The 22,135-nt window shown below is 74.1% G+C and carries 18 protein-coding genes; 9 read left to right on the forward strand and 9 right to left on the reverse strand.

Going from position 1 to position 22,135, the window contains the following annotated elements; all coding sequences use genetic code 11:
* Nucleotides 1-5: 5 nt before the first annotated feature.
* The 4 genes from V6D49_RS25400 to V6D49_RS25415 are packed head-to-tail and all read right to left on the reverse strand — an operon-like array spanning nt 6 to nt 3,982.
* Nucleotides 6-257 carry an aroma-sacti cluster domain-containing protein gene (locus V6D49_RS25400; protein ID WP_340563335.1) on the reverse strand — a complete coding sequence of 84 codons (252 nt, stop codon included), beginning with the start codon at nt 255-257 and terminating at the stop codon, nt 6-8.
* Nucleotides 254-994: an iron-containing redox enzyme family protein gene (locus tag V6D49_RS25405; protein WP_340563336.1), complete on the reverse strand. Its 741-nt coding sequence runs from the start codon at nt 992-994 to the stop codon at nt 254-256. Before V6D49_RS25405 ends, V6D49_RS25400 begins: the two co-directional genes overlap by 4 nt.
* Nucleotides 991-2,109, reverse strand: a complete 1,119-nt coding sequence (locus V6D49_RS25410; protein ID WP_340563337.1) for a radical SAM protein — start codon at nt 2,107-2,109, stop codon at nt 991-993. Before V6D49_RS25410 ends, V6D49_RS25405 begins: the two co-directional genes overlap by 4 nt.
* A 49-nt stretch (nt 2,110-2,158) precedes the next feature.
* On the reverse strand, nt 2,159-3,982 hold the full coding sequence (locus V6D49_RS25415; RefSeq protein WP_340563339.1) for an AfsR/SARP family transcriptional regulator: 1,824 nt from the start codon (nt 3,980-3,982) through the stop codon (nt 2,159-2,161).
* A 290-nt stretch (nt 3,983-4,272) separates the two neighbouring features.
* Between V6D49_RS25415 and V6D49_RS25420 the strand changes: the two genes are divergently transcribed.
* From V6D49_RS25420 to V6D49_RS25440, 5 genes are all read left to right on the forward strand, one after another.
* Nucleotides 4,273-4,428 carry a hypothetical protein gene (locus V6D49_RS25420; protein WP_340563340.1) on the forward strand — a complete coding sequence of 52 codons (156 nt, stop codon included), beginning with the start codon at nt 4,273-4,275 and terminating at the stop codon, nt 4,426-4,428.
* A 148-nt stretch (nt 4,429-4,576) separates the two neighbouring features.
* The gene (gene lanKC, locus V6D49_RS25425) at nt 4,577-7,198 is read left to right on the forward strand and encodes a class III lanthionine synthetase LanKC (protein WP_340563342.1); all 2,622 of its coding nucleotides are present in this window, start codon (nt 4,577-4,579) and stop codon (nt 7,196-7,198) included.
* 18 nt (nt 7,199-7,216) lie between these two features.
* Complete coding sequence (locus V6D49_RS25430; RefSeq protein ID WP_340563344.1) at nt 7,217-8,485, forward strand: MFS transporter; 1,269 nt, start codon at nt 7,217-7,219, stop codon at nt 8,483-8,485.
* A 286-nt stretch (nt 8,486-8,771) separates the two neighbouring features.
* Nucleotides 8,772-9,278, forward strand: coding sequence for a ParH-like protein (locus V6D49_RS25435; RefSeq protein WP_340563346.1), 507 nt, complete (start codon nt 8,772-8,774; stop codon nt 9,276-9,278).
* A gap of 12 nt (nt 9,279-9,290) precedes the next feature.
* The gene (locus V6D49_RS25440; RefSeq protein WP_340563347.1) at nt 9,291-10,541 is read left to right on the forward strand and encodes an MAB_1171c family putative transporter; all 1,251 of its coding nucleotides are present in this window, start codon (nt 9,291-9,293) and stop codon (nt 10,539-10,541) included.
* Nucleotides 10,542-10,552: 11 nt separating this feature from the next.
* On the opposite strand, the gene V6D49_RS25445 is transcribed toward V6D49_RS25440, so the two are convergent.
* The 4 genes from V6D49_RS25445 to V6D49_RS25460 all read right to left on the reverse strand — a co-directional run bounded on the left by V6D49_RS25445 (nt 10,553) and on the right by V6D49_RS25460 (nt 14,762).
* A complete protein-coding gene (locus tag V6D49_RS25445; protein ID WP_340563349.1) occupies nt 10,553-11,458 on the reverse strand; it encodes an endonuclease/exonuclease/phosphatase family protein in 906 nt (301 codons plus the stop codon).
* A 216-nt stretch (nt 11,459-11,674) separates the two neighbouring features.
* Nucleotides 11,675-12,715, reverse strand: a complete 1,041-nt coding sequence (locus V6D49_RS25450) for a vWA domain-containing protein (protein WP_340563350.1) — start codon at nt 12,713-12,715, stop codon at nt 11,675-11,677.
* Between the two features lie 92 nt (nt 12,716-12,807).
* Nucleotides 12,808-14,055: a hypothetical protein gene (locus tag V6D49_RS25455; protein ID WP_340563351.1), complete on the reverse strand. Its 1,248-nt coding sequence runs from the start codon at nt 14,053-14,055 to the stop codon at nt 12,808-12,810.
* Nucleotides 14,056-14,225: 170 nt separating this feature from the next.
* Nucleotides 14,226-14,762 (reverse strand): hypothetical protein, encoded by a 537-nt coding sequence (locus tag V6D49_RS25460; protein WP_340563353.1) that lies wholly within the window; start codon nt 14,760-14,762, stop codon nt 14,226-14,228.
* 588 nt (nt 14,763-15,350) lie between these two features.
* Here V6D49_RS25460 and V6D49_RS25465 point away from each other — a divergent pair.
* The 4 genes from V6D49_RS25465 (at nt 15,351) to V6D49_RS25480 (ending at nt 21,068) form a co-directional block, all read left to right on the forward strand.
* Nucleotides 15,351-17,681 carry a glycosyl hydrolase family 18 protein gene (locus V6D49_RS25465; protein WP_340563355.1) on the forward strand — a complete coding sequence of 777 codons (2,331 nt, stop codon included), beginning with the start codon at nt 15,351-15,353 and terminating at the stop codon, nt 17,679-17,681.
* Nucleotides 17,682-17,865: 184 nt separating this feature from the next.
* A complete protein-coding gene (locus V6D49_RS25470; protein ID WP_340564331.1) occupies nt 17,866-18,930 on the forward strand; it encodes a chitinase in 1,065 nt (354 codons plus the stop codon).
* Nucleotides 18,931-19,077: 147 nt separating this feature from the next.
* Nucleotides 19,078-20,493: a helix-turn-helix transcriptional regulator gene (locus V6D49_RS25475; protein ID WP_340563356.1), complete on the forward strand. Its 1,416-nt coding sequence runs from the start codon at nt 19,078-19,080 to the stop codon at nt 20,491-20,493.
* The gene (locus V6D49_RS25480; protein ID WP_340563357.1) at nt 20,493-21,068 is read left to right on the forward strand and encodes a transcriptional regulator; all 576 of its coding nucleotides are present in this window, start codon (nt 20,493-20,495) and stop codon (nt 21,066-21,068) included. The genes V6D49_RS25475 and V6D49_RS25480 overlap by 1 nt, the downstream gene beginning before the upstream one ends.
* Here the strand turns inward: V6D49_RS25480 and V6D49_RS25485 are convergent.
* Entirely contained in the window at nt 21,038-21,994 is a 957-nt protein-coding gene (locus V6D49_RS25485; RefSeq protein WP_340563360.1) for a LysR family transcriptional regulator, read from the reverse strand. The two genes, V6D49_RS25480 and V6D49_RS25485, sit on opposite strands and share 31 nt — an antisense overlap.
* Between the last annotated feature and the right edge of the window lie 141 nt (nt 21,995-22,135).

Genomic DNA, 22,135 nt, shown 5'->3' on the forward strand with positions numbered 1-22,135 from the left:
TCCCGTCAGAAGAGGGCTCCACCGGCGATCTCGCTGTGCGCGTGGACCTCGTCCCCGGCGTCCTCCAGCCGGGCCTTGATGTCCAGCAGCAGGGCGAGTTCGTCGACACTGAGGCCGTGGATGAGCGTCCGCTGGTCCTCGGTGAGTGCGGAGACGTCGAAGCCGTGGGCCCGGAGCTCGCCGAGCACGTCGGGCGCCTCGGGGCCGGGGCCGGGGCCGGGGTCGGGGCCGGGCGCGGGGCGGGATGGCTCCGTCAAGGCGTACCTCCTGCGGTTGCCGGGGGGCCGTGGGGCGCACCGGAGCGGGGCGTGCGGGTGAGTGTGCCGAACAGCCTGAGCAGGGCGTCGACCGTGAACAGCGCGCTCACCGTCACGGTGTCCACCTGACCGGGGGTTAGGTCCAGCGCGTCGAGGAGGGCGTGGAGGGCGTCGCTGTGGCCGGTGTCCAGCGCGGCGTGCGCCCGGACGGTCCGCAGGGCGGCGGCGGGCACGCCCGTGTCCCGGACCACCCGGTCGGCGAGCCAGGGGGCCGGGGCGTTGCCCTCCAGGACCGCGATGTACCCGAGCAGCGCGACGGGGTGGTGGTGCTCGATCCAGTAGTACTGGGCGCCGACCAGTGCCGCCACGGCGGGCGGCGGCGGTCGTCCGAGGGCTTCTCGGGGATCGTGGCCGAGTGCCGCGAGATCGGCGGCCAGCCAGTCGTCGTGTCCGCGCTCCTCCTCGATGTGGCCGGCGAGGTAGCGGGCCAGCGGCTTTGCGACGGGGTCGGGCCCGGCCGGCCCCGCGAGCCGGGCACAGCGGGCGGCGGCCCGTTCCATGAGCGGTACGGAGGCGCGCACGACCCCGTGCATCAGCCGCAGGTACTCCGGGTAGCGCAGGGCGAGCCCGGGCGCGTCCCACAACGCGGCGGTGGCCGCGCGCACCGCCGGTTCGGTGAGCCGCAGCCGCGCGCGCAGCGCCCCTCCGGCGGTCGGGCGATGCCGGGGCGTGGTCACGGCGCGGACCCGGGGAGCGCCACCAGGTCCGCGTAGGCCGCGCACCCGTGGCGGCGCACGTACGCCACCGGCCCGGCCTCCCGCCGCCGCCGGGCGGCCTGACGGTCCAGCAGCGCCCCGGCGGGCCCGGACGCGACCCGTGCGGCGCCCGCGAGTGCCTCCGGATGGTCGGGGAGCGCGCGGCAGCCCGCGCAGGTGCCCGCGTCCCCGGCCGCCCGGGCCGCCGGACCGCCGTGGCGGGCCAGCAGCCGCAGCGGTCCGCCGCTGCGTACCGAGCGCAGCACGGGCGAGGCCAGCGTCCGCGCCCGTACGGCGGCCCAGTCGTCCTCGGCGACGTGGCCGAGCAGCAGGTGCGCCGGGACGGGACGGCGGTCGACGACGTCCTGGTTGCAGCAGGCCACCACCGTGCCGTCGGCCGTCACGACCGGCCAGGCGGCCATCGAGCACGGCGTGGAGCGCAGCGGGTCGACCGGGGCCGCGACCGGGGGACGGGACCCCGGACGCCCGGCGGCCCGCCCCACCGCGCGGACGGTGTTCACGAGCATCGGCACACGGTCGTCGAACGCCCGCCGCACGGCGGCCGTCACCTCGGCGAGGTAGGGGTCCTGCGGATCGGTGCCGACGAGGTGGAGGCTGACGGACGTCCCGGTGTCCAGCACCTCGCGCACCATCCGGAAGACGTCGGCCCGGGCCACCTCCCGCTCGTGGAAGGCGTCCACGCTCACCGACAGGTGGTCGACGGCGTCGATCGCGCGGCGGATGCGGGCGGGGATCACCGCGCGGTTCCGAGGCGTTCTCCGGGCGGCGCCACGGGCGAAGAAGGCGCCGGTCAGCAGGGCGCTGCGGGTCCCGGCCCGACGGGCCCGGACGGCCAGCTCGGCGCTGAGCTCCGGCATCATCAGCGGTTCGCCGCCGGTCATCATCAGCACCTCGGGCCGGTCCTGCGGTGTGAAGGAGCCCACGAACCGCAGCAGGTGGTCCGGGTCCGGCCCGCCTGCGGCCATCGTGGAGTCGGTGGAGCAGTGCGCGCAGCTCAGCGGGCAGCGCCGGGTGAGCATCAGCAGCAGCCCGGCGGCGGGCTCGGGCCGCAGCCCCATGAGCTCGGCGAGTTCCACGGCGGCCTCCCTTCGGCGCGGTGCCCCGCCCACTGTGGGCGGGGCGGGTTCAGCCGGCGGCGGCCGACGGTTCGGAACCGGTATGGGCGCTGCTCGTCACGGCGTACAGACGGGTCAGGCACGGCAGCTCGTAGCGCACCGCGTGCGCGGTGACCTCGGCGTCGGGAACGCTGAGGACCCCCGCGTCGATGAGCGCCTCCAGCCGTCTGCGCAGCGGCTCCGCCTCGCACCGCAGCGCGGCACTGGCCTGGTGCAGCGTGAAGACGGGACCGGACAGCGCGCCGAGGCGGCGCAGCAGCGCACCGTTGGCCTCCGACAGGTCGCGCCAGCTCTCGGCCACCCGGCGCCGCACGTCCACGTCGCCGGCGGCCAGTTCGTCCAGCAGGGCTCCCGGGGCGCTCAGCCGGGCGGCGAACTCGCGCAGCGGCAGGTGCCGCAGCACCGCGAGCTTCAGCCCGGCGGCGCGGACCGCCAGCGGCTGCAGTCCGGCCGTGGCCAGGATGGTGTCGGCGGCCGCCGGGTCCCCGCACACCCGGGCCGGGCCGATGAGGCGGCCGAGGAGTTCCAGCGCCTCGCCCCGGGTGAAGGGCGGCACGTCGAGGCGGTACGCGCCGGCCAGTCCGGCCAGCCGGGAGCGCGCGGTCACCAGGACGGCGCTCTCACCGCCGTCCGGCACCAGGGGCCGCACCGCGCCCTCGTCTGCCGCGTCGTCGAGCACCAGCAGGACGCGGTGCTGGGCGAGCCACTCGCGCCAGCGGGCGGCGGCCTCCTCGGGGTGCCCGGGGCGGGGTTCGGGGAGCCCGGCCAACCGCAGCGCCTCGGCGAGCACGTCCTTGGCCGGCCGCCCGGCGCCGTCGTCCCCGCGCATCCGCACCAGGAGCCTGCCGTCGGGGAAGCGCCGGTGAAGCCGGTGGGCCCCGTGCACGGCGAGCGCCGTCTTGCCGACGCCGACCGGTCCGGTCAGCGCGGCCAGCCGGCACCAGCCGCCGGCCAGGACGTCCGTCAGCTCCTCGACCAGCCGCCCGCGACCGGTGAAGTCCGGCAGGTCCGCGGGGAGCAGGCACCGGGCGGTGCGCTGCGGCCGCGCGCCGGCCGGGGCGCAGCGGCCGGACAGCATGGACCGGTACAGCGCGGACAGCGGCGGGCTCGGCTCCAGGCCGAGCTCGGCGGCGAGCCGCTGCCGCAGCCCGTCGTAGACGGCGAGCGCCTCCGTCTGGCGGCCGGTGGCGTACAACGCGTTCATCTGGGCGGCGATCAACCGCTCGCGCAGGGGGTGGGTTTCGGCCAGTTCGGCCGTGACGTCGGCGACGTCCCCGGCGTTCCCCAGGCCCAGCTCCGCCTCGGCCCAGTCCTCGTGCACCTGCACCCGGCGCGACTCCAGGCGTTCGGCCTCGGCGGCGACGGCCGGTGAACCGCCCAGTTCCGCCAGGGGCGGGCCCTGCCACAGGTCCAGGGCCCGGCGCAGCAGCCGTGCGGCGGCGGCCGGGGCCCCCTGGCCCGCCGCGCTCCTCCCGGCCCGGGCCAGCTCGTGGAAGCGCAGCACGTCCACCTCGTCCGGAGCGAGCCGCAGGTGGTATCCGCCGGCCTGGTGGGTCAGCCGGTCCCCCGCGCCCGCGTCGGCCAGGATCCCCCGCAGGGTGGACACGTAGACCTGCAGGTTCTTCCGGGCGGTGCGGGGTGGGGCGTCCTCCCACACCGCCTCGGTGAGCGTGCTGACGGGGACGGCGCGGTTGGGGCGGCACAGCAGCATGGCCAGAACCAGGCGCTGCTTGAGCGGGCCGAGGGATAAGGACGTGCCGCCGCAGTGGGCGGTCAGCGGTCCGAGGACGGTGAACCGCAAGGTCACCGGGGGTCGGGCGGGCGGAGCTTCCATGAGCGTTCCCCCTTGGGCGGGACCGGGGTCCCTGCCGGCAACAACGAGACGGTGCCAGTCATTCATTTCAGCTGATGCCTGGAGGAGCGTAGGTCACCGACCGGTCGAGCGCCAGGCACCGCGCACGACCGGAGCCCGGCACCTTCTCCGGCCGTTCCCCGCGCGGACCTGGCCGGGATACCGAGGCCATACCGATGCCAAGCCGTCGCCGAACAGGCTCGACCTAACGTCGAGCCACAGGCGGAAACCCGCAGGTGACCGCCATCCCCGAGCGGATGAGGAGACCGGCCATGTCGGAGATCAACGAGCCCACCCCCGAAGAGACCCCGGGCGTCGAGAGCGAGGAGGCCGAGGTCGAGGCCCACTCCGTCAGGGAGCTCCAGGACCTGTCGGCCGACGCGCCCGACGACGCGCTGATCAGCACCGTCAGCCTCGGGGACTGCTGACACTGGGTCGCGCCCGCTGACCCGGGTACGGGGTGGTGTGCCGCACCGGCGCCCGAGGCCGCGGCACACCACCGTCCCCCTGTCCAGGGCCCCCGAGGGCCGGCCGCACGGCGACGAACCACGACGACGAACGAGGTGGCGGAACGTCATGAAGAAGAACCCCTTCGCGTACGTCGTCGCGGACCAGGAGTTCTACGCGCCCCTGGAGAGCAGCACCGAGCCGGGCGTGCCCCTGCGGCCCCGAGCGGTGCCCGACGGGTGGGAGGGCACCGCGTCAGGCCCCTGGACGGTGTGGCGGCGCGCCGGGGGCCACGGCGCCGAGGACGGGTGGAAGGTCCACGTCTCCGCCCGCCCCGACCGGCTCGTCCCCGTCCTCGACGCCGTGGCCCGCGTGTGCTTCGCCCACGCGGTGCACTTCAAGCACCTGTCGGGCCGCGCCTTCCACCACTGGACGCACGCCAAGCAGGCCTCCCGCGTCCAGAACGGCAAGTTCGTCGCCGCCTACCCGCCCGACGCGCCCTCGGCCCGGCGGCTCATGGAGCACCTGAGCGCGGAACTGGAGGGCGAGGAGGGGCCGTACATCCTCACCGACCGCCGGTTCGGCACCTCACGGACGGTCCACTACCGCTACGGGGCCTTCGTCCCCCGCCGCCGCGTCCGGCCCGACGGCACCACGCGGTACCTGGTCCGTGACGGACACGGCGCCCTCGTCGAGGACCGCCGCACCCTCGGATTCACGCTCCCGGACGGCCTGACCGACCCCTTCCGTCCGGCCGCCCCGCGCCGCCCGGCCCGAACGCGACGGCCCGAGGAGAGCGCTCGCACGGGCGAGCCGCCCACCTTCGGCGGGTTCGCCTTCGAGGAGGCCATCCGGTTCAGCAACGCGGGCGGCACCTACCGGGGTCGGGAAGTGGCCACCGGGCAGCCGGTGTTCCTCAAGGAGGCCCGCGCCCACTGCGGCGTGGCCACCGACGGGACCACGGCGCCCGAGGCGCTGGACGCCGAGTGGGAGACCCTGTGCCGTCTCCACCGCGCCGCCCCCGGACTGGCCCCCCGGCCCATCCGGCGGTTCCGGGTCTGGGAACACGACTTCCTGGTCACGGAGCTCATCGAGGGCCGTCCCCTGTCCCACTGGATGTCCGCCACGAGCCCCCTCCTGCACGTCACCGCCACCCGCGCGGACATCCTCGCCTACTACGAACGCTGCGAACGGATCATCGCGGCGATCGAACAGGCATTGACGGACCTGCACGCCGCCGGATACCTCTTCGTGGACGTCAGCCCGGGCAACGTCCTGATCGACCGTGACGACCACGTCCGGCTGGTCGACTTCGAGGCGGCACGGCCCCTCGGCGCGGCCTTCACCCCGCTGGGAACCCCCGGCTACAGCCCGCCCCCCGCCCTGCGCGGCGACGACCCGGCCGTGTACGACACCTACGGCCTCTGCGCGCTGACCCACCTGCTCCTCGGCCCCCTGCAGCAGGTCGCCCGGCGCAATCCCGACGCCCTGACCCACCAGCACGCGGAACTGACGCAGCGGGCGCCCGTCCCCCGAACACTGTGGGACCGCGTCACCCGCTACCACCGTCCGGAGGGCCGATCGCCCCTGCCCGGCCCCGAGGAGGTCGCCGCCGACCCCCTCACCCACCTGACCGCCCTGCGCGACGGCATCGGTGACGCGCTGCTCGCCATGGCCGACCCCGGACACCCGGGACGGGTCTTCCCCACCATCATGGAGGGGTACCAGACCAACACCCTGTGCGTCGCCTACGGCACGGCGGGCGTCGTCCACGCGCTGAGCCACGCGGGCAGGACCCTGCCCGAGGGCGTCCTGCACCGGCTGCGCGAGGACGCGCTCGGCGCCGCCGACGCACTCGCCCCCGGGCTCTACGTCGGCACGGCCGGCATCGCCCGGGTCCTGGCCGACCACGGGATGCTCACCGAGGCGACCGACCTGCTGGCCGCCGCCGACCGGCACCCGCTCACCGCCGACTGCGCCACCCTGTACGGCGGTTCGGCCGGCCTCGCGCTGGCCCACCTGGCGCTGTACGGCCACACCCGCGACCCCCACCACGTCGACCGGGCCCTCGCGCTCGTCCACGCCCTGCCGCCCGACGACGGGGGGCTGGCCGAACGGCTCGGACCCGACGACGCCACCGGGCTGCTGCACGGCCGCTGCGGCGTCGCCCTGCTGCTCCAGCAACTCGCCGCCGTCACCGGCGACACCGCGCACCTCACCCGAGGCGTCCGGCTGCTGCACGCCGAGCTCGACCGGGCCACCGACCCGGGCGCCCCCGACCTGACCTTCCCCATCTCGGCGGCCGACAGCCGCGTCGTGGCCTACCTGTTCTCCGGCTCCGCCGGCCTCGCTCACACCCTCGACCGCTACCTGGGCCTGGTGGACGACGAGCGCCTCACCGACGCGCTGCCCAGGCTGCTCGCGCCCCTGCACCTGCTGACCACGGTCATGCCCGGTCTCTACCAGGGCCTGTCCGGCTACGGCCTCGTCCTGGCCGACCACGCCCGCGTCACCGGCGATCCGGTGTCCCGCGCCGCCGCCGTGCGGGCGGCCCGCGGACTGTTCAAGTACGCCATACCGCATGAAACCGGCGTCCGGATCCTGGGCGACCAGTCACTGCGCTACAGCGCCGACCTGTACAGCGGTTCCGCCGGCGTGCTGCTGTTCCTTTCCCAACTGCTCGCCCCGCGGCCCGACGCCCTCCTCACCGTCGACGCCCTGGCCGCCACCTCCGCGCTCACGCCGGCCTGAGCACCCCGGAGGACGACCGTGCGACACGATCTCACCCTGTACTGGTGGGGGCAGACCACCTCCGCCTTCGGCTCGTTCTTCACCGCCATCGCCTTCCCCCTCATCGCCGTCGTCCAGCTGGACGCCACGGCCGCCGAGGCCGGGCTTCTCAGCGCGGCGGGCATGCTGCCCGTGCTCCTGCTCGGGCTGCCCCTGGGCGCCCTCGCCGACCGCGTCACCCGCCCCCGCAGAACGCTCGTGGCGCTCGACGCCGCCTCCGCCCTCGCCGTGGGCACCGTCGCCCTGGGGCTGGCCGCCGGCTCCGTCACCCTCGTCTGGCTCGCCTGCCTCAGCGCCGTGCGGGCCACTTTGGGCAGCATGGCCGGGGCCCTCTACTTCGTGCACCTGCGCGAGCTGGTCAGCAAGGACGGCGTCGGACCGGCGCGGGCCCGCCTGCAGGCCGGGCAGTTCGGCGCGTCGCTCGTCGGCCGCTCGCTGGCCGGACCGGCCGTGGCCCTCTTCGGCGGGGCGACGGCGCTGGCCGTCGACGCCGCCAGCTACCTCCTCAGCGCCGCCGCGCTCCTGGCCATGCGCACCCCCGACCGCTCCTCGGCCGGCCGGAGGAAGCCCGGCGACCGCTCCCGGGGGTCGACGGCCGGGCTGCGGTTCTTCTTCGGCCACACCTACCACCGCTCGCTCCTCACCTTCCTGCTCTCCTCCGCCGTCTGCCTCTCCGGTGTCACCGCGCTCACCGGCATCTTCCTGCTGCGCGACGTGGGGCTGCCCGACTCCGCCTACGGCCTGGTGTTCGCCCTGTCGGGGGTCACGGGGATGGCCGGATCCTTCGTCGCCGGCCGCGTGCTGCGCCCCGACAGCGACGCCCGCCGGGTGACCGCCCTCAGCTTCGCCCTGGCCGCCTGCTGCGCCCTCCTGCTCCCCATGGCCGTCGGCCCCCTTCCCCTGGCGGCCTCCATCGCCGCACTCGGCATCTCGCTGCCCGTCTTCTTCGGAGCGATCGCCAACGTCGGCCTGGGCTCGGTGCTCACCGCCGACGTGCCCGAGGCCGAACTCGGGCGCGCCATGGCGGCCGTACAGGTCTTCGTCGCGGGGGCCAACGTCCTGGGCGCTCTGGCCGGCGGTCTGCTGGGGCAGTGGATCGGCGTCCACGCGGCCTTGTGGGCCCTGAACCTCCTCCGGCTGGGGGCCGTCGCCGTCGCCATTCCCCCGGCCGTCCGGGCCGCGCGGCGGATGCGCTCCGCCCGGCCTCCCGAGGCACCGGAGACCGCGGCGGCCACTCCCGCGGGCTGAGCCGACCGCGCTCCCGAGACAGCGGGGCGGCACGTCACCGCTCATGGCGCCCGGAAAGGTCACCTGCGTGGCCGAAACCCGACGGGTCCGCCCCACCGCGCCGTCGACGCCCTCGCCAGCCGCCGGACCGGCCGATACCCTCGCCTCGTCCGACACGACACCTTTCGCCCGGCGGCCGTGCCGTGACACCGACCTCCCCCTGGCCTCCGGACCGCACCCCCCGACACGGCGCCCGGTCCCGCACCGAGAGGAGCATGCCGTGCTCGTCGCTCGGCAGGACAGACGGATGTGGCGACGAGCCGGCCGGATCGCGGACGCACTCACCCTTCCCGCCCCGTTCGACGCCGCACGGTTCCTCGGGTACCTGGCCGAACGGCGCGGCCGGCCCCTGACCATCCTGCCCGTCGAACTGCCGCACACGGGCCCGTGCGGACTGCTCGTCACCACGGACCGCGCCGACTACATCATGTACACCCGGCACACCACCGCCCTGCACCGCGAGCACATCCTGCTCCACGAGGCCGCCCACCTGCTCCTCGGACACGACCGGGCCTCCGTCCACGACACGCCGCTGCCCCGCACCCTGATCAGCCACCTGTCCCCGCACCTCGTACGCCGCGTCCTGGGGCGCACCGCCTACCCCGAACCGTTCGAACGCGAGGCCGAACTGCTGGCCTCCCTCGTGCGCCACCGTGCGCTGCGCAACGACGCCGCACTACCGCCCCCCGCGTCCGGGGGGTGCGCCGCGGCGCCGCTGGTGGGCGCCGTCGCCGGACCGCAGCACGGCGGCTGAGCGGCCGACCGGGTGACCAACGCCCTGGCCTACCTGCCCACGGCCCTCGCCCTCGCGGTGGGCGCGTACGAGTTCCGGCGGTACCGGACGTCCCCCTCGCCCGCCGCCGCACGGGCCCTGTGCCTCTTCGCCCTCGCCATGGGCGCGGCCACGGCGCTGCTCGCACCGCCCACGCGGATGGCACTCGCCCAGCTCCCCGAGCCCTGGTCCCGGCCCGGCGTCCTCGGCTATCTCGCGGGCCGCGAACTGGAGATGGTGGCACTCTTCTTCCTGGTCCGCACCGTGTTCGAGCTGAAACTCCCCGGCCCGACCCCCTCCTGGACCCGGCACCGCACCCACCGCTGGCACCTCCGCCTGACAGCGGCCGCGCTGGTCCTGTGCACGCTCACCTTCCTCCTCGGCCGGGCGCGGTCCACGGGGGAGCAGGTGAGCGCCCAGGGCTCCGGACGGATCGCGGTGGCCGCGTTCGACACCGTCTTCACGCTGTACAGCCTGTGGTGCCTGTGCGTCTTCGTGCTCGTCGTCCACCGCCACGCACGCGGCCTGGGGCCGGGAGCGCTGCGTACCGGACTGCGCCTGATCCTCGCCGGTGGCCTGGTCGGGCTGCTGTGGGCCGGATGGGGCTTCACCTCGGTCGCCGGCATGCTCGCCCGAGGACAGCAGAGCGCCGGTCAGGACCCGGTGGCCGTCTGGCTCAGCAGCACCTGCCTGCTGCTCGGCGGCCTCGGCGCCACAGCCGCCAGCTGGCGGCCGCTGACCGCGCGCCCGGCCCGGTGGCTGCGTGCCTACCAGGATCACCTGATGCTCCGTCCGCTGTGGTCGGCGCTGCGGACCGTGCTGCCGGAGAGCGCCGTCCTCGCGGGTCCCGGACGGGGCGTGATGTTCGCCCGCTACCGCCGGGTCATCGAGATCAGGGACGGCTACCTGGCGCTGCGCCCGTACCTCCACCCCCGGACGGCCCGCTGGACCGCCGAGGCGCTCGACCGCCACCCCGTGCCCGCACCACGCCGGGCGGCCGCCGTCGAGGCCGCCGCCATCGCCGTCGCCCTCGAATGCGCCGGGGCCCGACGGTGCGGACGCGGCACCGACACGCCGACCGAGGAGGTCATCGGCGCTCCGCCCGCGCAGCGGACGGACGTCGTGCGCGACTCCCTCGACGCGGAGGCCGCGTGGCTCGCCCGGGTGGCCAGGGAACTGGCCTGCTCCCCGGCCGTGGCCTACGCCCGTGCCCGTGCCGGCCGGTACGTCGCCGAGGGCAGGTGACCGACGGCACGTCAGGCGCGGCTGATCCTCGCGGCCACCGGCAGGTGGTCGCTCCCGGTCGCGGGCAGAGTGCGCACGTGGACGACCGTCGCCGAGCGGGCCATGACCTGGTCGATCCGGGCCACCGGGAACGCCGTCGGGAAGCTGGGCGCGAAGCCGCGCTCGGGCACGTTCAGCCGCGAGGTCAGCGGCGCCAGCGCGCGGTCGTCGACCGTGCCGTTGAGGTCGCCCAGCAGGACCACAGGTCCCACCGGTTCGGCCCCCACCGCCCTGCCCAGCAACTCCGCGCTCTCGTCGCGCCGGGAGGAGCGGAAGCCGCTCGCCCCGAGCCGGACCGACGGCAGGTGCGCCACGTACACCGCGACCTCCCCACCGGGCGCTTCGGCCACGGCCCGCAGCCCGCGACTCCACGGCTCGGTGATCCCGGGCGGCTTGATGTCCACCGCCCGGGCCTCGGCCAGCGGGTGCCTCGACCACAGCCCGACCGTGCCCCGCACCGCGTGGTACGGGTAGGCGGCGGCCAACTCCTCCTCGTAGGCGGGCAGCGCCTGCGGCAGCAGTTCCTGCAGCCCGATGAGGTCGGGCTCCGCCTCGACCAGGGCGCGGGCCGTGCCCACGGGGTCGGAGTTCTCGTCGCTGACGTTGTGCTGCACCACGAGCAGGTCGCCCGCACGCTGCTCGCCTCCCGGGAGGAGCAGCCCGCCGAACGACCACGTCCAGGCCGCCGTCGACAGCAGCAGCGCCACCACGGCGACGGCAGAACGCCGCAGCAGCGCCACGCCGAACAGGACCGTGACCACCGCGCCGAGCCACGCCAGGAACGACTCCAGCAGGCTCCCCAGCCCGCCGGGGGAGTTGGGCACCAGCCCGTGGAACACCAGCAGGGCGGCCGTGAGCACCGCGAGGGCGGCGGTCACCCGGCCCCTCGTCCACGCCGAGCGGCCCGCACCCCCGGGACCCGTCCGGCGGCGCACATGTGTGACCGCCGCCCTCACCCTCGACCCGACACCGCTTTCCGCCCGCCCCACGTGGAACCCCGTCCGCTCGACCTCGTCCTGTCCAGGACGAACGCGGGTGGCCGTGTGGTTCCGGCGGGGCGGCGACCCGGCCGCACTCCGCCGGAACCACGGGCATCAGCCCATCAGCAGGAGTCGCGTGTTCGGAACGAGCTTCCGGTTCACGCTCGTGCTCTGCACGAAGATCGTGAAGTCCTCGTTGTGGTCCGGCTTGACCCGGACCTCCACGTCCGGCAGTCCGAGCAGGGCGCGCGCCTCGGGCCCGGTGTAGACCCGGTCCGTCCCCTTCTCCAGCACGGCGATCCGCTTCCGCGCCTGGATCTTCTCGGACTTGCTGAGCTGGTAGAACGCGCCGCCGGTACGGTAGGTGTGCCCGCACTCGACCACCCACTCGCGGATCGCCGCAGGACGGGCCACGGGTACCAACGCGTACTCCGACGGATCCACCGGCGTGAGGCCGGCCGCCTCGATGGTGTCCTTGTTCACCGCTTCCGCCCCCACGGAGAACACCGCACGCGAGCCCCGGATCCCCTGGGCGCGTCCCTCCATGAACTTGTCCGTGGCCTGCCGGATGACCTGCCCGGCCTCCTCCAGGCCCTGCGTGCTCGTCGCGTCCCAGATGGCGATGTTGTCGTGGGGGAAGCCGCACTGCATGGCCTCGTGCCTGCCCCTCTGGTCCGGCACGAGGACGGCCAGTGTCCAGTTGTCCTCCTGCGTCGCGATCATCCGGGACACGGCCTCGACCATCTCCCGCGGGCTCCCTCCGGGGGCGTCGGCGCAGCGGTGACTCGCGTTCTCCTGTCCGTCGGTCAGCACGAACGTCAGGAAGCTGTGGTCGCCGTACAGTTGTGCCGTCTGCGCCAGCTCCCGCTGCGACTTCAGCGCGGCCGCCAGCAGGGCCGTCATGCCGCCGACTTGGTACAGCCGCTCCAGCGACGGCATCCGCAGGACGTCCTTGTCGTAGATGACGCAGTGCACGTCGTCGGCGAAGACGTAGACCGTGACCCGGGTCTCCTGGTCCAACTCCCGCGACCTGCGGGCGAGGTAGGCGATCTGCTGATCGGCGACGTCGACGACTGTGCGGCTGAGGTGGGACATGGACGAACTGGCGTCCAGCACCAGAGCGACGTGGTTGATGTAGTTTTGCTTCCCGGACACGACGGCCTCCCCGACTTCGCGATCGATGGTGCGACCGTCTCACCCGCCACTGACAATCGGCCTCTTCACGCCAAGCGGCCGCTCCGCGACGTCTACCGGTTGACGGCGTCGGCCAGGCGGCGGCGGATGTCGGCCGCCGCTCCGCGCGGTCCCGGCACCCGGCGCCGGGCCTCGGCGAGCGCCTGGCCCAACTCGACGTAGGCGTCGTTCTCGTCGTTTTCGCCGTTCTCGCCCCTCTCGCCGTCCTGGCCGTCCTCGCCGCACCGGTGCCAGCAGTGGTGGGCCCGGTCCACCGCGTCCCGCACGGCGGGGTCCGCCGGCCCGGCCCCGGCCTGCAGCCGCCGTTCCGCCGACGTCAGCCACCCCCGGGCGGCATCCGCCCACCGTCCGGCCAGCCGTGCCAGGTCCGCCCGTACCTCCAGCCAGTGCAGGGCCTCCGCGCTGTGCGCGCCGCCCGTCCGCAGGGCCGCCCGCTCCTTCGCGGACGCCATGGCCACCGCCGCGCTGTACCGGCCCGCCGCCAGTTCGGTGTACAGGGCGCGATGCGCCTCCGCGTGCGGTGGCGTCGCGGACGAGGCCTGCGCGGGCGTCCGTCGCACCGCTGGCCGCGCGGCGGACGACGGACCCGCGAGTGCGCCGACGACGGCGCCCCCCGGATTTCCCGACGACGGCAGCGGCGGCACCCGGGCGCCGGCCCCGGGACGCGGTGCCGAGCGCCCCGCCCTCGCGGCGACGGGCGGTGACCGCACCACCCGCACACCCCGCCGGTCCGCCAGTCCGGCGCGGGCCACCGCCGCGTCGTGCGCCCCGGTGGCCACCGGGCCGCCGTCACGGCGCAGGATCGCGGCCAGCGCCACGCTGTACCCACCCACCGAGGCCGTCCGGCGCGGCCCGCACACCACCCCCAGCACAGCCGCGCCCGGCACGTCGAGCCGTCCGCCGTCCCGTTCCAGCGCCGCCTCGACGCCGTCCTCGGCGGCGGCCAGGTCCACGACGACGGTGGTGGAGCCGCAGGGGCGCGACGCGGAGGCGGCGGCCAGCCACGCCCACGGGAGCCCCCGGTCCCCGGCGGCTCCCGCCGCGCCGCCGAGCGCGACGTACGGCTCGCCGCCGGGTCCGTCCAGGCGCAGCAGCCCCGCAACACCCACCAGCAGGAGTCCGGGGCAGGTGGCCGCCCTCCGCAGCGCCGCCCCCACCGTCGAGGGACACAGCGGTGCGTCGAACTGCACGACGCGTCCCGAGGACCTGCCCAGCAGCGCCGCCGGCGGCACGCCCGCCAGGGCCGTCGCCCCGCCGTGCGATCCCGCGCCCGCCACCAGCAGCCCGTAGCCCGCCGCCATCGCCCACCTCACACCCGCACACCCGCGCCGTCACGTTCGCCTTGGTCAACGGCTGACCGGACGGCGAGGGCACGCGGCACGCGGACGGTTGCCGCCGATGGGTCAGCGGGGTGTGTGTCGGAGGCCGGACGGACGCCGAAGCCCTGGGCCCGGCGAGGACGTGTGCCCGGTCAGGCCTCGTCCGTGCTCGTCAGCGCTTCGGTGATCATGCGCGTGGCGAAGTCGGCGTCCTCGGTGATGCGATTGATGTGCTCGGCGAGCAGGAAGGCGGTCGCTTCCAGGGGCGTCAGCTCCGCCTCGGTCCAGTCCCCGTACTGCTTCCGCCACAGATTGGGGCTAAGGCCCGTGCCCGCCGCGATGACGAGACCGGCCATGGTGGGGACGGCCTCCGGGCGGACGCTTCTGGGCATCATCCGCATCGTGGCCACCAGGTTGGGGACCACGTACTCGATCACGTCCTTGCCGTGGTCCTCGTGCGCCTTGCGTAGCCAGGTCATGAACATGTAGATGAGCGTGCAGGCGCCGTCGAGCAGGTCGTCGGCGCCCCCGGGGCCCAGGGAGGCCGTGAACTGGTCGACCAGCGCCTCCATTTCGGGGTCGGCCTCGGTCCTGCCCGCGTGCACGCTCCGGAGCCGCGAGTCGATCATCAGCAGTGCCGCTCCCACGTCGCCGGCGGGGGCGTGTTCGGGGCCGTAGGGTGACGACATGGGGGTCCTCCTCGGATGGTGGGGCTCGGTCACCTTGCCTGTGCGCACCGTGGGCAGCTGACGAGACGGGGCGTCAGGTCCGTCCCCTCGGGTGCGGTGCCCGGCCGGACTCCCGTCCCGGCGGCGCGCGATGCCCGTCCGGGCCCGTGCGACTCAACAGCACACGGATCGGTCGCGGCGGACACCGGGAACCGCCGAATTGGCCCCCGAAAGGGTGATGTCCGCGCGAAGGCCGGACGGGGCGGGCCGTATCAGCATGCCGTGGTGGCCACTGCCGGACCCGGCGAGCACCGGGTCAAGGGAAGGCAAAATCTCCGGTGAGTGGTCCAGTCTTCGACGGATGCTCCGAGCGTGGCGCGTGCGGATGCGACCCCGCATTGGTCTAGTCCAAGCCGTGAGTCCCTTGGTTGACATGTACGTGATATCCGCTTGCCTAAAGGTCTGTACCGCACAGCGCAGCACGCGTCCGAACGCACCGGAGCCCAGGACACGTTCACGCCACCGCCGCGGCGGTCACGCGGACCCCGACCGACCTCCGGAGCCCACCCCCCACGGGCGGACGCCCCACTTCCCCTGCCGAGGAGTGCCGTGTCCCGACGCCATACCCCCCACGTTCCCGACTCCAGGCCCCCCGCGCCACCGCGCCGTCGGCGCGTCGCCGTGCTCGCCGTCCTGCTGCTGGCCCTGGCCGGGCTGACCGGCCTGCCCGGCCTGACGGGCACGGCGCACGCCGAGCAAGGGTTGACCGCCGCCTTCGTCAGCAGCGGCAGCGGCTCGTCCTGGACGGGCACGTTCATCGTGACCAACGGCTCGCAGGCGGCCGTGCAGAACTGGTCACTGGAGTTCGACCTCCCCGAAGGCGTGACCCTGACCGGCCACACGCACGGAACCGCCGAGGTCGACGGTCGCCATGTCACCGTCACGCCCGCCTACTACATCGCCCATCTTCCCGCCGGCCGCAACACCGAGCCCTACAGCTACCGGTTCCAGGCGAGCGGCCCGATCACCGAGCCCACCGGGTGCCTGCTGAACGGGGAGAAGTGCGACGGCACCCCGGCCGTGCCCCCCGAGGCGCCCACGGACGTGCGCGCGACGGACGCCACCGCCCGCACGGTCAGCCTGGCGTGGACACCGGCCGCGCGGGGCGACTTCCCCGTCGCCTCCTACGAGGTGCTGCACGGTGAGGAAGTGGTGGCCGCCAGCGCCACGACCGAGGCGACCGTGCGAGACCTGCGGCCCGCCACCGCGTACGCGTTCACCGTGCGGGCCAAGGACAACCGGGGCAACACCGGCCCGCCCAGCGCCCCGGTGACCGCGACCACCGTCGACCCGGCCACCGACCCGGTACCGCCGACGGCACCGAGCCGGCTGCGGGCGGGCGACGTCACCTCCAGCACCGTGGAACTGCGCTGGGACGCGGCCACGGACGACCAGCGCGTGGCGGCCTACGACGTGTACCGGGACGGTGCCCTGGCCGAGAGCCTGCCCGCCGACACCCTCACCACCACGCTGACCGGGCTGGCCCCCGCGACCGCCTACGACTTCACCGTCACGGCACGCGACGCCGCCGACAACGCCTCGCCGGCCAGCAACACGGTGACCGTCACCACGGACGAGGCCGTCGGTGCGGGCGGCTACGCGAAGGTCGGCTACTTCGTGCAGTGGGGCATCTACGGCCGCCAGTACTTCGTGAAGAACCTCGACACCTCCGGGGCGGCGGCCAAGCTGGACGTGATCAACTACGCCTTCGCCAACATCGACCCTGAGAACCTCACCTGCCTGAACGGCGTCACCAAGGGCACCACGCCCGACCCGCAGGACCCCGACCAGGGGGACGGCGCGGGCGACGCCGAGGCCGACTACGGCCGCGCCTTCCCGGCCCACCAGTCCGTGGACGGCGTCGCCGACGACGGCTGGGGCAAGCTGCGCGGCAACTTCAACCAGCTCAAGAAGCTCAAGGCCAAGCACCCGCACCTGAAGATCCTCATCTCGCTGGGCGGCTGGACCTACTCCAAGTACTTCTCCGACGCCGCCGCCACGGAGGCGTCGCGGAAGAAGTTCGTGAAGTCCTGCATCGACATGTACATCAAGGGCGACCTGCCCGAGTACAACGGCGCCGGGGGCGAGGGCGTCGCCGCCGGGATCTTCGACGGCATCGACCTCGACTGGGAGTGGCCCGGTTCCCCCGACGGACACCCCGGGAACCACTGGAGCCCGCAGGACAAGGACAACAACACGGCACTGATCGCCGAGTTCCGCCGGCAGCTCGACGCTCTCGGCGGCGACCACAAGCTGCTGACCGCCTTCACCCCCGCCGATCCCGTGAAGATCGACGCGGGCTGGGACCTGACCAAGATCTTCGACCACCTGGACTTCGCCAACGTCCAGGGATACGACTTCCACGGCGCGGGCAGCGACAACTCCTGGGAGCCGGACCGCACCGGCCACCAGGGCAACCTCTACCCCGACCCCGATTCCCCGTACGACCCCGACTTCAGCATCGACGGGTCCGTGCGGCACTACCTCGACGCGGGCGTCAGCCCACGCAAGCTGACCATCGGCTTCCCGTTCTACGGTCGGGGCTGGCAGCAGGTGACGGCGGGCGGGGCGAACGGCGAGTACCAGACGGCGAACGGCGCCGCGCCCGGCCAGTTCCAGGAGGAGGCCGGCACCCGAGGCTACGACAACCTGCTCACCATGGTGCCGAACATGACGGTCCACCACGACACCGAGTCGGTGTCCACCTACGGCTACACCGGCCCGAACGGACAGTGGTGGTCCTTCGACGACCCCTGGTCCATCGGCAAGAAGGCGGAGTACGTCAGGTCCGAGGGCCTGCTGGGCGCCATGATCTGGGAGATGTCCGGTGACACCCCGGACAGCAGCCTGATGAACGCCCTGCACAGCGGACTGCCGTAGCCGGGCGGAGGCCGGCGCGGGCCCCCGAGGCCGCGCCGGAGCGGGGTGCGGACCCGCCGGTCGCAGGTCCGCACCTCCGCCCCGCCCGCCACCGGCCGGCCCCGGGCCGCCCCTCCACTTCCGGCGGCCCGGCGCCCCGGCTCCACCCCCCACTCGCTCAAGGAGGCACGGAATGCTCACGGATCTGAGTCGTCGTACCCGACTGCTCGGCGCCACGCTCGCCGCCGCCTGCGTGGTACCGCTGCTCACCGCCGCGTCACCGGACGCCCCCGGCGCCGAGTCCCGGGCGGTCGAGACCTGCGCGTTGCGGTCCAAGCCCGCCGGGAAGGTACTCCAGGGCTACTGGGAGAACTGGGACGGCGCCGCGAACGGCGTGCACCCGCCCTTCGGCTGGACACCGATCACCGACCCCCGCATCCGGCAGCACGGCTACAACGTCGTCAACGCGGCGTTCCCGGTCATCCTCTCCGACGGAACCGTGCTGTGGGAGGACGGCATGGACCGCACGGTCAAGGTGCCCACCCCGGCCGAGATGTGCGAGGCCAAGGCCGACTGCCTCACCCTCCTCATGTCCATCGGCGGCGCGACGGCCGGCATCGACCTCAGCTCGCGCGCGGTGGCCGACCGGTTCATCGAGACCATCGTGCCGATTCTGACGACGTACAACTTCGACGGCATCGACATCGACATCGAAACGGGCCTGGTCGGCACCGGCGACATCAACCGGCTCTCGCCCTCCCAGGCCAACCTCGTCCACATCATCGACGGCGTGCTCGCGCGCATGCCGTCCGGCTTCGGCCTGACGATGGCCCCCGAGACGGCCTACGTCACCGGAGGCAGCGTCGTGTACGGCTCGATCTGGGGCGCGTACCTGCCCATCATCAAGAAATACGCGGACAACGGCCGCCTGTGGTGGCTGAACATGCAGTACTACAACGGCAGCATGTACGGCTGCTCCGGTGACTCCTACGCGGCCGGGACCGTCCGGGGCTTCACGGCCCAGACCGACTGCCTCAACGACGGGCTGACGATCCAGGGCACCACGATCACCGTCCCGTACGCCAAGCAGGTGCCCGGCCTGCCCGCACAACCCGGCGCCGGCGGCGGCCACATGTCCCCGCACCTGGTCTCGCAGGCCTGGAATCACTACGGCGGCGCCCTCAAGGGCCTGATGACCTGGTCCGTCAACTGGGACGGCTCCCGGAACTGGACCTTCGGCGACAACGTCCGCCGCCTCCAGGGCCGGTGAGAGGCCGCTGAGAGGTCGCCGTGGGCCGGTCGTCGGTTCCGACGGCCGGCCCCGCCCGCCCGAGGGGCCGGCACATCTGCCAGAACCAGGCGAGTTGACGTCGCTATGATGTCCACCTGTGGGCCCACCAGGCGCTAGTGTGGGTCCATGGCTGGAACCGAGGGGCTTGACGGGGTCGCCGCCTTGCTGGCGGAGGCCGAACTCGCCGCGCGCTTCGCCGACCCGGGCGAACGCAGACGGCTGCGCCTGGCAGCGGGGCTGTCGCTGGACCAAGTCGCCTCCGCCGTGGGCGTCGGCCGGCAGACGGTCGCCAACTGGGAGGACGGCTCGACCCCCTCCCCGCAGTCCCGGGGGAAGTACCTCCGCCTGCTCGACGGCCTCTCCCGGCTCCACCCGGCCCGGCCGGCGACGCCCGCCGCTTCACCCACGGCTGCCCCGGCTGCCCCGGGGCAGCCCTCCGCCGACAGCCGGACGTCCGCAGGCAGGGGCGCCGACGGATCGCCTCTGCCTGCCGAGAGCCCGCCGGCCCGGGCCGCCCGCGCCGGGCACGCCCGCCACCGCGCCCGGCGGCGGACCGGCTCGGCCGACGAGCTCCGCGCCGAGCTGAGTGAGCACCTCACCACCACCGTCGAACAGGAGTTGCAGCGGGCCGGCGGGGACGCCGACGCGGCCACCGCCGCGCTGGTCAAACGCGCCATCCCGGACGTGATGGCCGTCTTCGCCCGCACCCGGGCCCAGGCGCGGTACGACCACACCGCCTACCCGGCCCTGCCGGACATTCTCCGTAAACCCGCCAGGAACGACCCGGACCTCGTCTGGGAGGGACGCCCCTCCTGGCGGCACCCCGCCTACCGGCGCCATCCCGACGGCGAACTCCCCGTCACCGCACTCGACGTCAACGCCGCCTACCTGTCGGCGATGAAGGTCTGGCTTCCGATCGGGAAGCTGGAGCACTCCACGGACCCGGTCCACGACCGCAGACGCTCCGGCGTCCATCTGATCACCCCACCGCCCTGGCACCACCGGGACCTGCCCAGCCCGCTCGGCGACCGCGAGGAGCCCGGCCCCCTGTGGGTCACCGACGCCACGCTCCGGCTCCTGCTGCGCCTGGCCGGGCCCAAGCACCGTCTCGTCGAGGAACCGCTGATCCACGAGTCGTGGACCAGCTCCGCGACGGAGACGTTCCTCGACTCCCTGCGCCAGCTCCTCGCCGCCGTCCGCGAGGAGGCGATCGCGGCCGGTGACGACGTGACGAACACCTACGTGAAGGCCATGTACTCCAAGTTCGTCTCCACGCTGGGGGAGTCCTCCCACAACCGCGAGATCGCCCGCCCGGACTGGGTGCACCTCATCCGCTCCCAGGCCTTCGCCAACCTCTGGTCCCGCGCCTTCAAGGCCCACCAGGCCGGCCTCACCGTCGTCTCCGCCCTCGGCACGGACGAACTCCACGTCGCCGGCGACTGGCGGCAGGTGTGGTCCGAAGGCCGGGGCCTGAGCCAGATGAAGGTCAAGACCGACCGCGAGGGCCGCCCGGTCCGCTACACCGTCACCCGGACGGCCTGATGGCCGGGCGCTGGAGGGACTTCGGGCACTACCGGGCCCGCGGCGTGCCGGGCTCCGACGCCCTGGCCGCCGGAATCGAGCGCATGGTCACCGGCGTCAGTTCGCCCCCCGACAGCGAGCGGGGTGTCGCGGCCCGCCTGCGCTACCTGACCGCCTCGGCGCCCGGCTACGCGGCGATGGAGCGGGCCGGCATCGCCGTCACCGCCCGTACCCTGTTCGCCTGGCTCGCCGAGGAGCGCCTCCCCAACGCCGCCAACCGGCTGCGTCTCGACGCCGCCTACTGGGACCTGCGCCGCCACAACGTCGCCCCCGACCTCAAACGCCGCCTGGCCTCCCGGGGCGGCACCCGCGTCGAGATCGACCCGGTCGATCAGAGGGAGGTCGCCCTGCGGCACCGCCGGGACGTCCAGCCGCGCCGGATCACCGTCCGGCCCCGGCTGTGGAACGCCGCCGTCGACGCCTGGCTGATCGAGGACACGGCCACCCTCGACGCCGTCTGGGACGAGGTCATTCACGAGCTCGGCAGCGAGTACGACGCCTATGCCTACGTCTCCTCCGTCGGCTGGAACGCCTGAGGCCCCCCGCACCGCCGCGCGCCCGTGTGCGGCAGCGACCGTGCCGCCTGCCGCACCGCCGCGACGAGGGGATCGTCGCGGTGTCGGGCCGCCCACGCGAGGGCCGAGGTGCACGGAGGAAGCCCCTCGACGTCCACGTACGCCACTCCCGGACGCTGGAAGAACTCACGGGCCGCGGCGGGCAGGAACGCCATGGCCTCTCCCTGCGCCACCGTGTGCAGCAGGGCCTCCATGTCCGCGGCCACCGGGCCGTACCGCACGCCACTGCCGTCCGGACGCGGATCCACGGCCCAGAAGTCCCACCACACCCGCGAGACCCGTGGCGGTACGTCCACCACCGGGTAGGCCCTGAGCGCCTTCAGGGGGAGGCGGGGGAGGGCGGCCAGGGGGTCGTCGCCGGGTAGGCAGGCCACCCGCGGTTCGGTCGCCAGGTGATGGACCTCGATGCCGTCCGGCACCGGCGGACGCAGAAAGGCGACATCGGCCTCCTGCCGGTGCAGAGCCTCCAGTTGGTCGGTGAAGTTCAGACCGAGGATCTGTGTCTCCAGGTGGGGATGGCGGCGGTGCAGTGCCCGCAGAACGGGACGCGTGTGCGGCATCGCCGCCTCCGCGCCGATGGTGCCGACCCTCAGCCGGCCGCGGAGGTGACGCCCCCGCGCGTCCGCGGTCCGGCGCACCCGCGCCATCGCCGTGAGGGCCGCCTCGACGTCGGGCAGGAGCGCCCGCCCCGCCGCGGTGAGGTTCACCGCCCGACTGGAACGCTCGAAAAGAGCCACCCCGAGACGTTTCTCGAGGTGGCGGATCTGCTGGCTCAAGGCGGACTGCGTCATGAACAACCGCGCCGCGGCCCGGCCGAAATGAAGCTCTTCGCTCAGCGTCCGAAACAACCGTAGTTGGTGAATGCTCGGTTCCGGTAAATCCGTCATGCGTGAACCGGCGAGCCTTTCTGTCGGTGTGCCTGCGATGATGGAGAAGAGTTTATCAAGTGCGCTGTATTTCCTCATCGTCGAGCGCCTGACGCCCCTCGGCGTCCCGTGCGAACCTCCTGGTGGAAAGCACGTTCGCGC

The sequence above is a fragment of the Streptomyces sp. GSL17-111 genome, from assembly GCF_037911585.1.
Lineage (GTDB): Bacteria > Actinomycetota > Actinomycetes > Streptomycetales > Streptomycetaceae > Streptomyces.

Excerpts from the sequence above, each read along its gene's own strand:
- V6D49_RS25415 (WP_340563339.1), bottom strand. The coding sequence starts at position 3,982 with ATGGAAGCTCCGCCCGCCCGACCCCCGGTGACCTTGCGGTTCACCGTC.
- V6D49_RS25420 (WP_340563340.1), top strand. The coding sequence starts at position 4,273 with ATGTCGGAGATCAACGAGCCCACCCCCGAAGAGACCCCGGGCGTCGAG.
- lanKC (WP_340563342.1), top strand. The coding sequence starts at position 4,577 with ATGAAGAAGAACCCCTTCGCGTACGTCGTCGCGGACCAGGAGTTCTAC.
- V6D49_RS25435 (WP_340563346.1), top strand. The coding sequence starts at position 8,772 with ATGTGGCGACGAGCCGGCCGGATCGCGGACGCACTCACCCTTCCCGCC.
- V6D49_RS25455 (WP_340563351.1), bottom strand. The coding sequence starts at position 14,055 with ATGGCGGCGGGCTACGGGCTGCTGGTGGCGGGCGCGGGATCGCACGGC.
- V6D49_RS25460 (WP_340563353.1), bottom strand. The coding sequence starts at position 14,762 with ATGTCGTCACCCTACGGCCCCGAACACGCCCCCGCCGGCGACGTGGGA.
- V6D49_RS25475 (WP_340563356.1), top strand. The coding sequence starts at position 19,078 with ATGGCTGGAACCGAGGGGCTTGACGGGGTCGCCGCCTTGCTGGCGGAG.
- V6D49_RS25480 (WP_340563357.1), top strand. The coding sequence starts at position 20,493 with ATGGCCGGGCGCTGGAGGGACTTCGGGCACTACCGGGCCCGCGGCGTG.
- V6D49_RS25485 (WP_340563360.1), bottom strand. The coding sequence starts at position 21,994 with ATGACGGATTTACCGGAACCGAGCATTCACCAACTACGGTTGTTTCGG.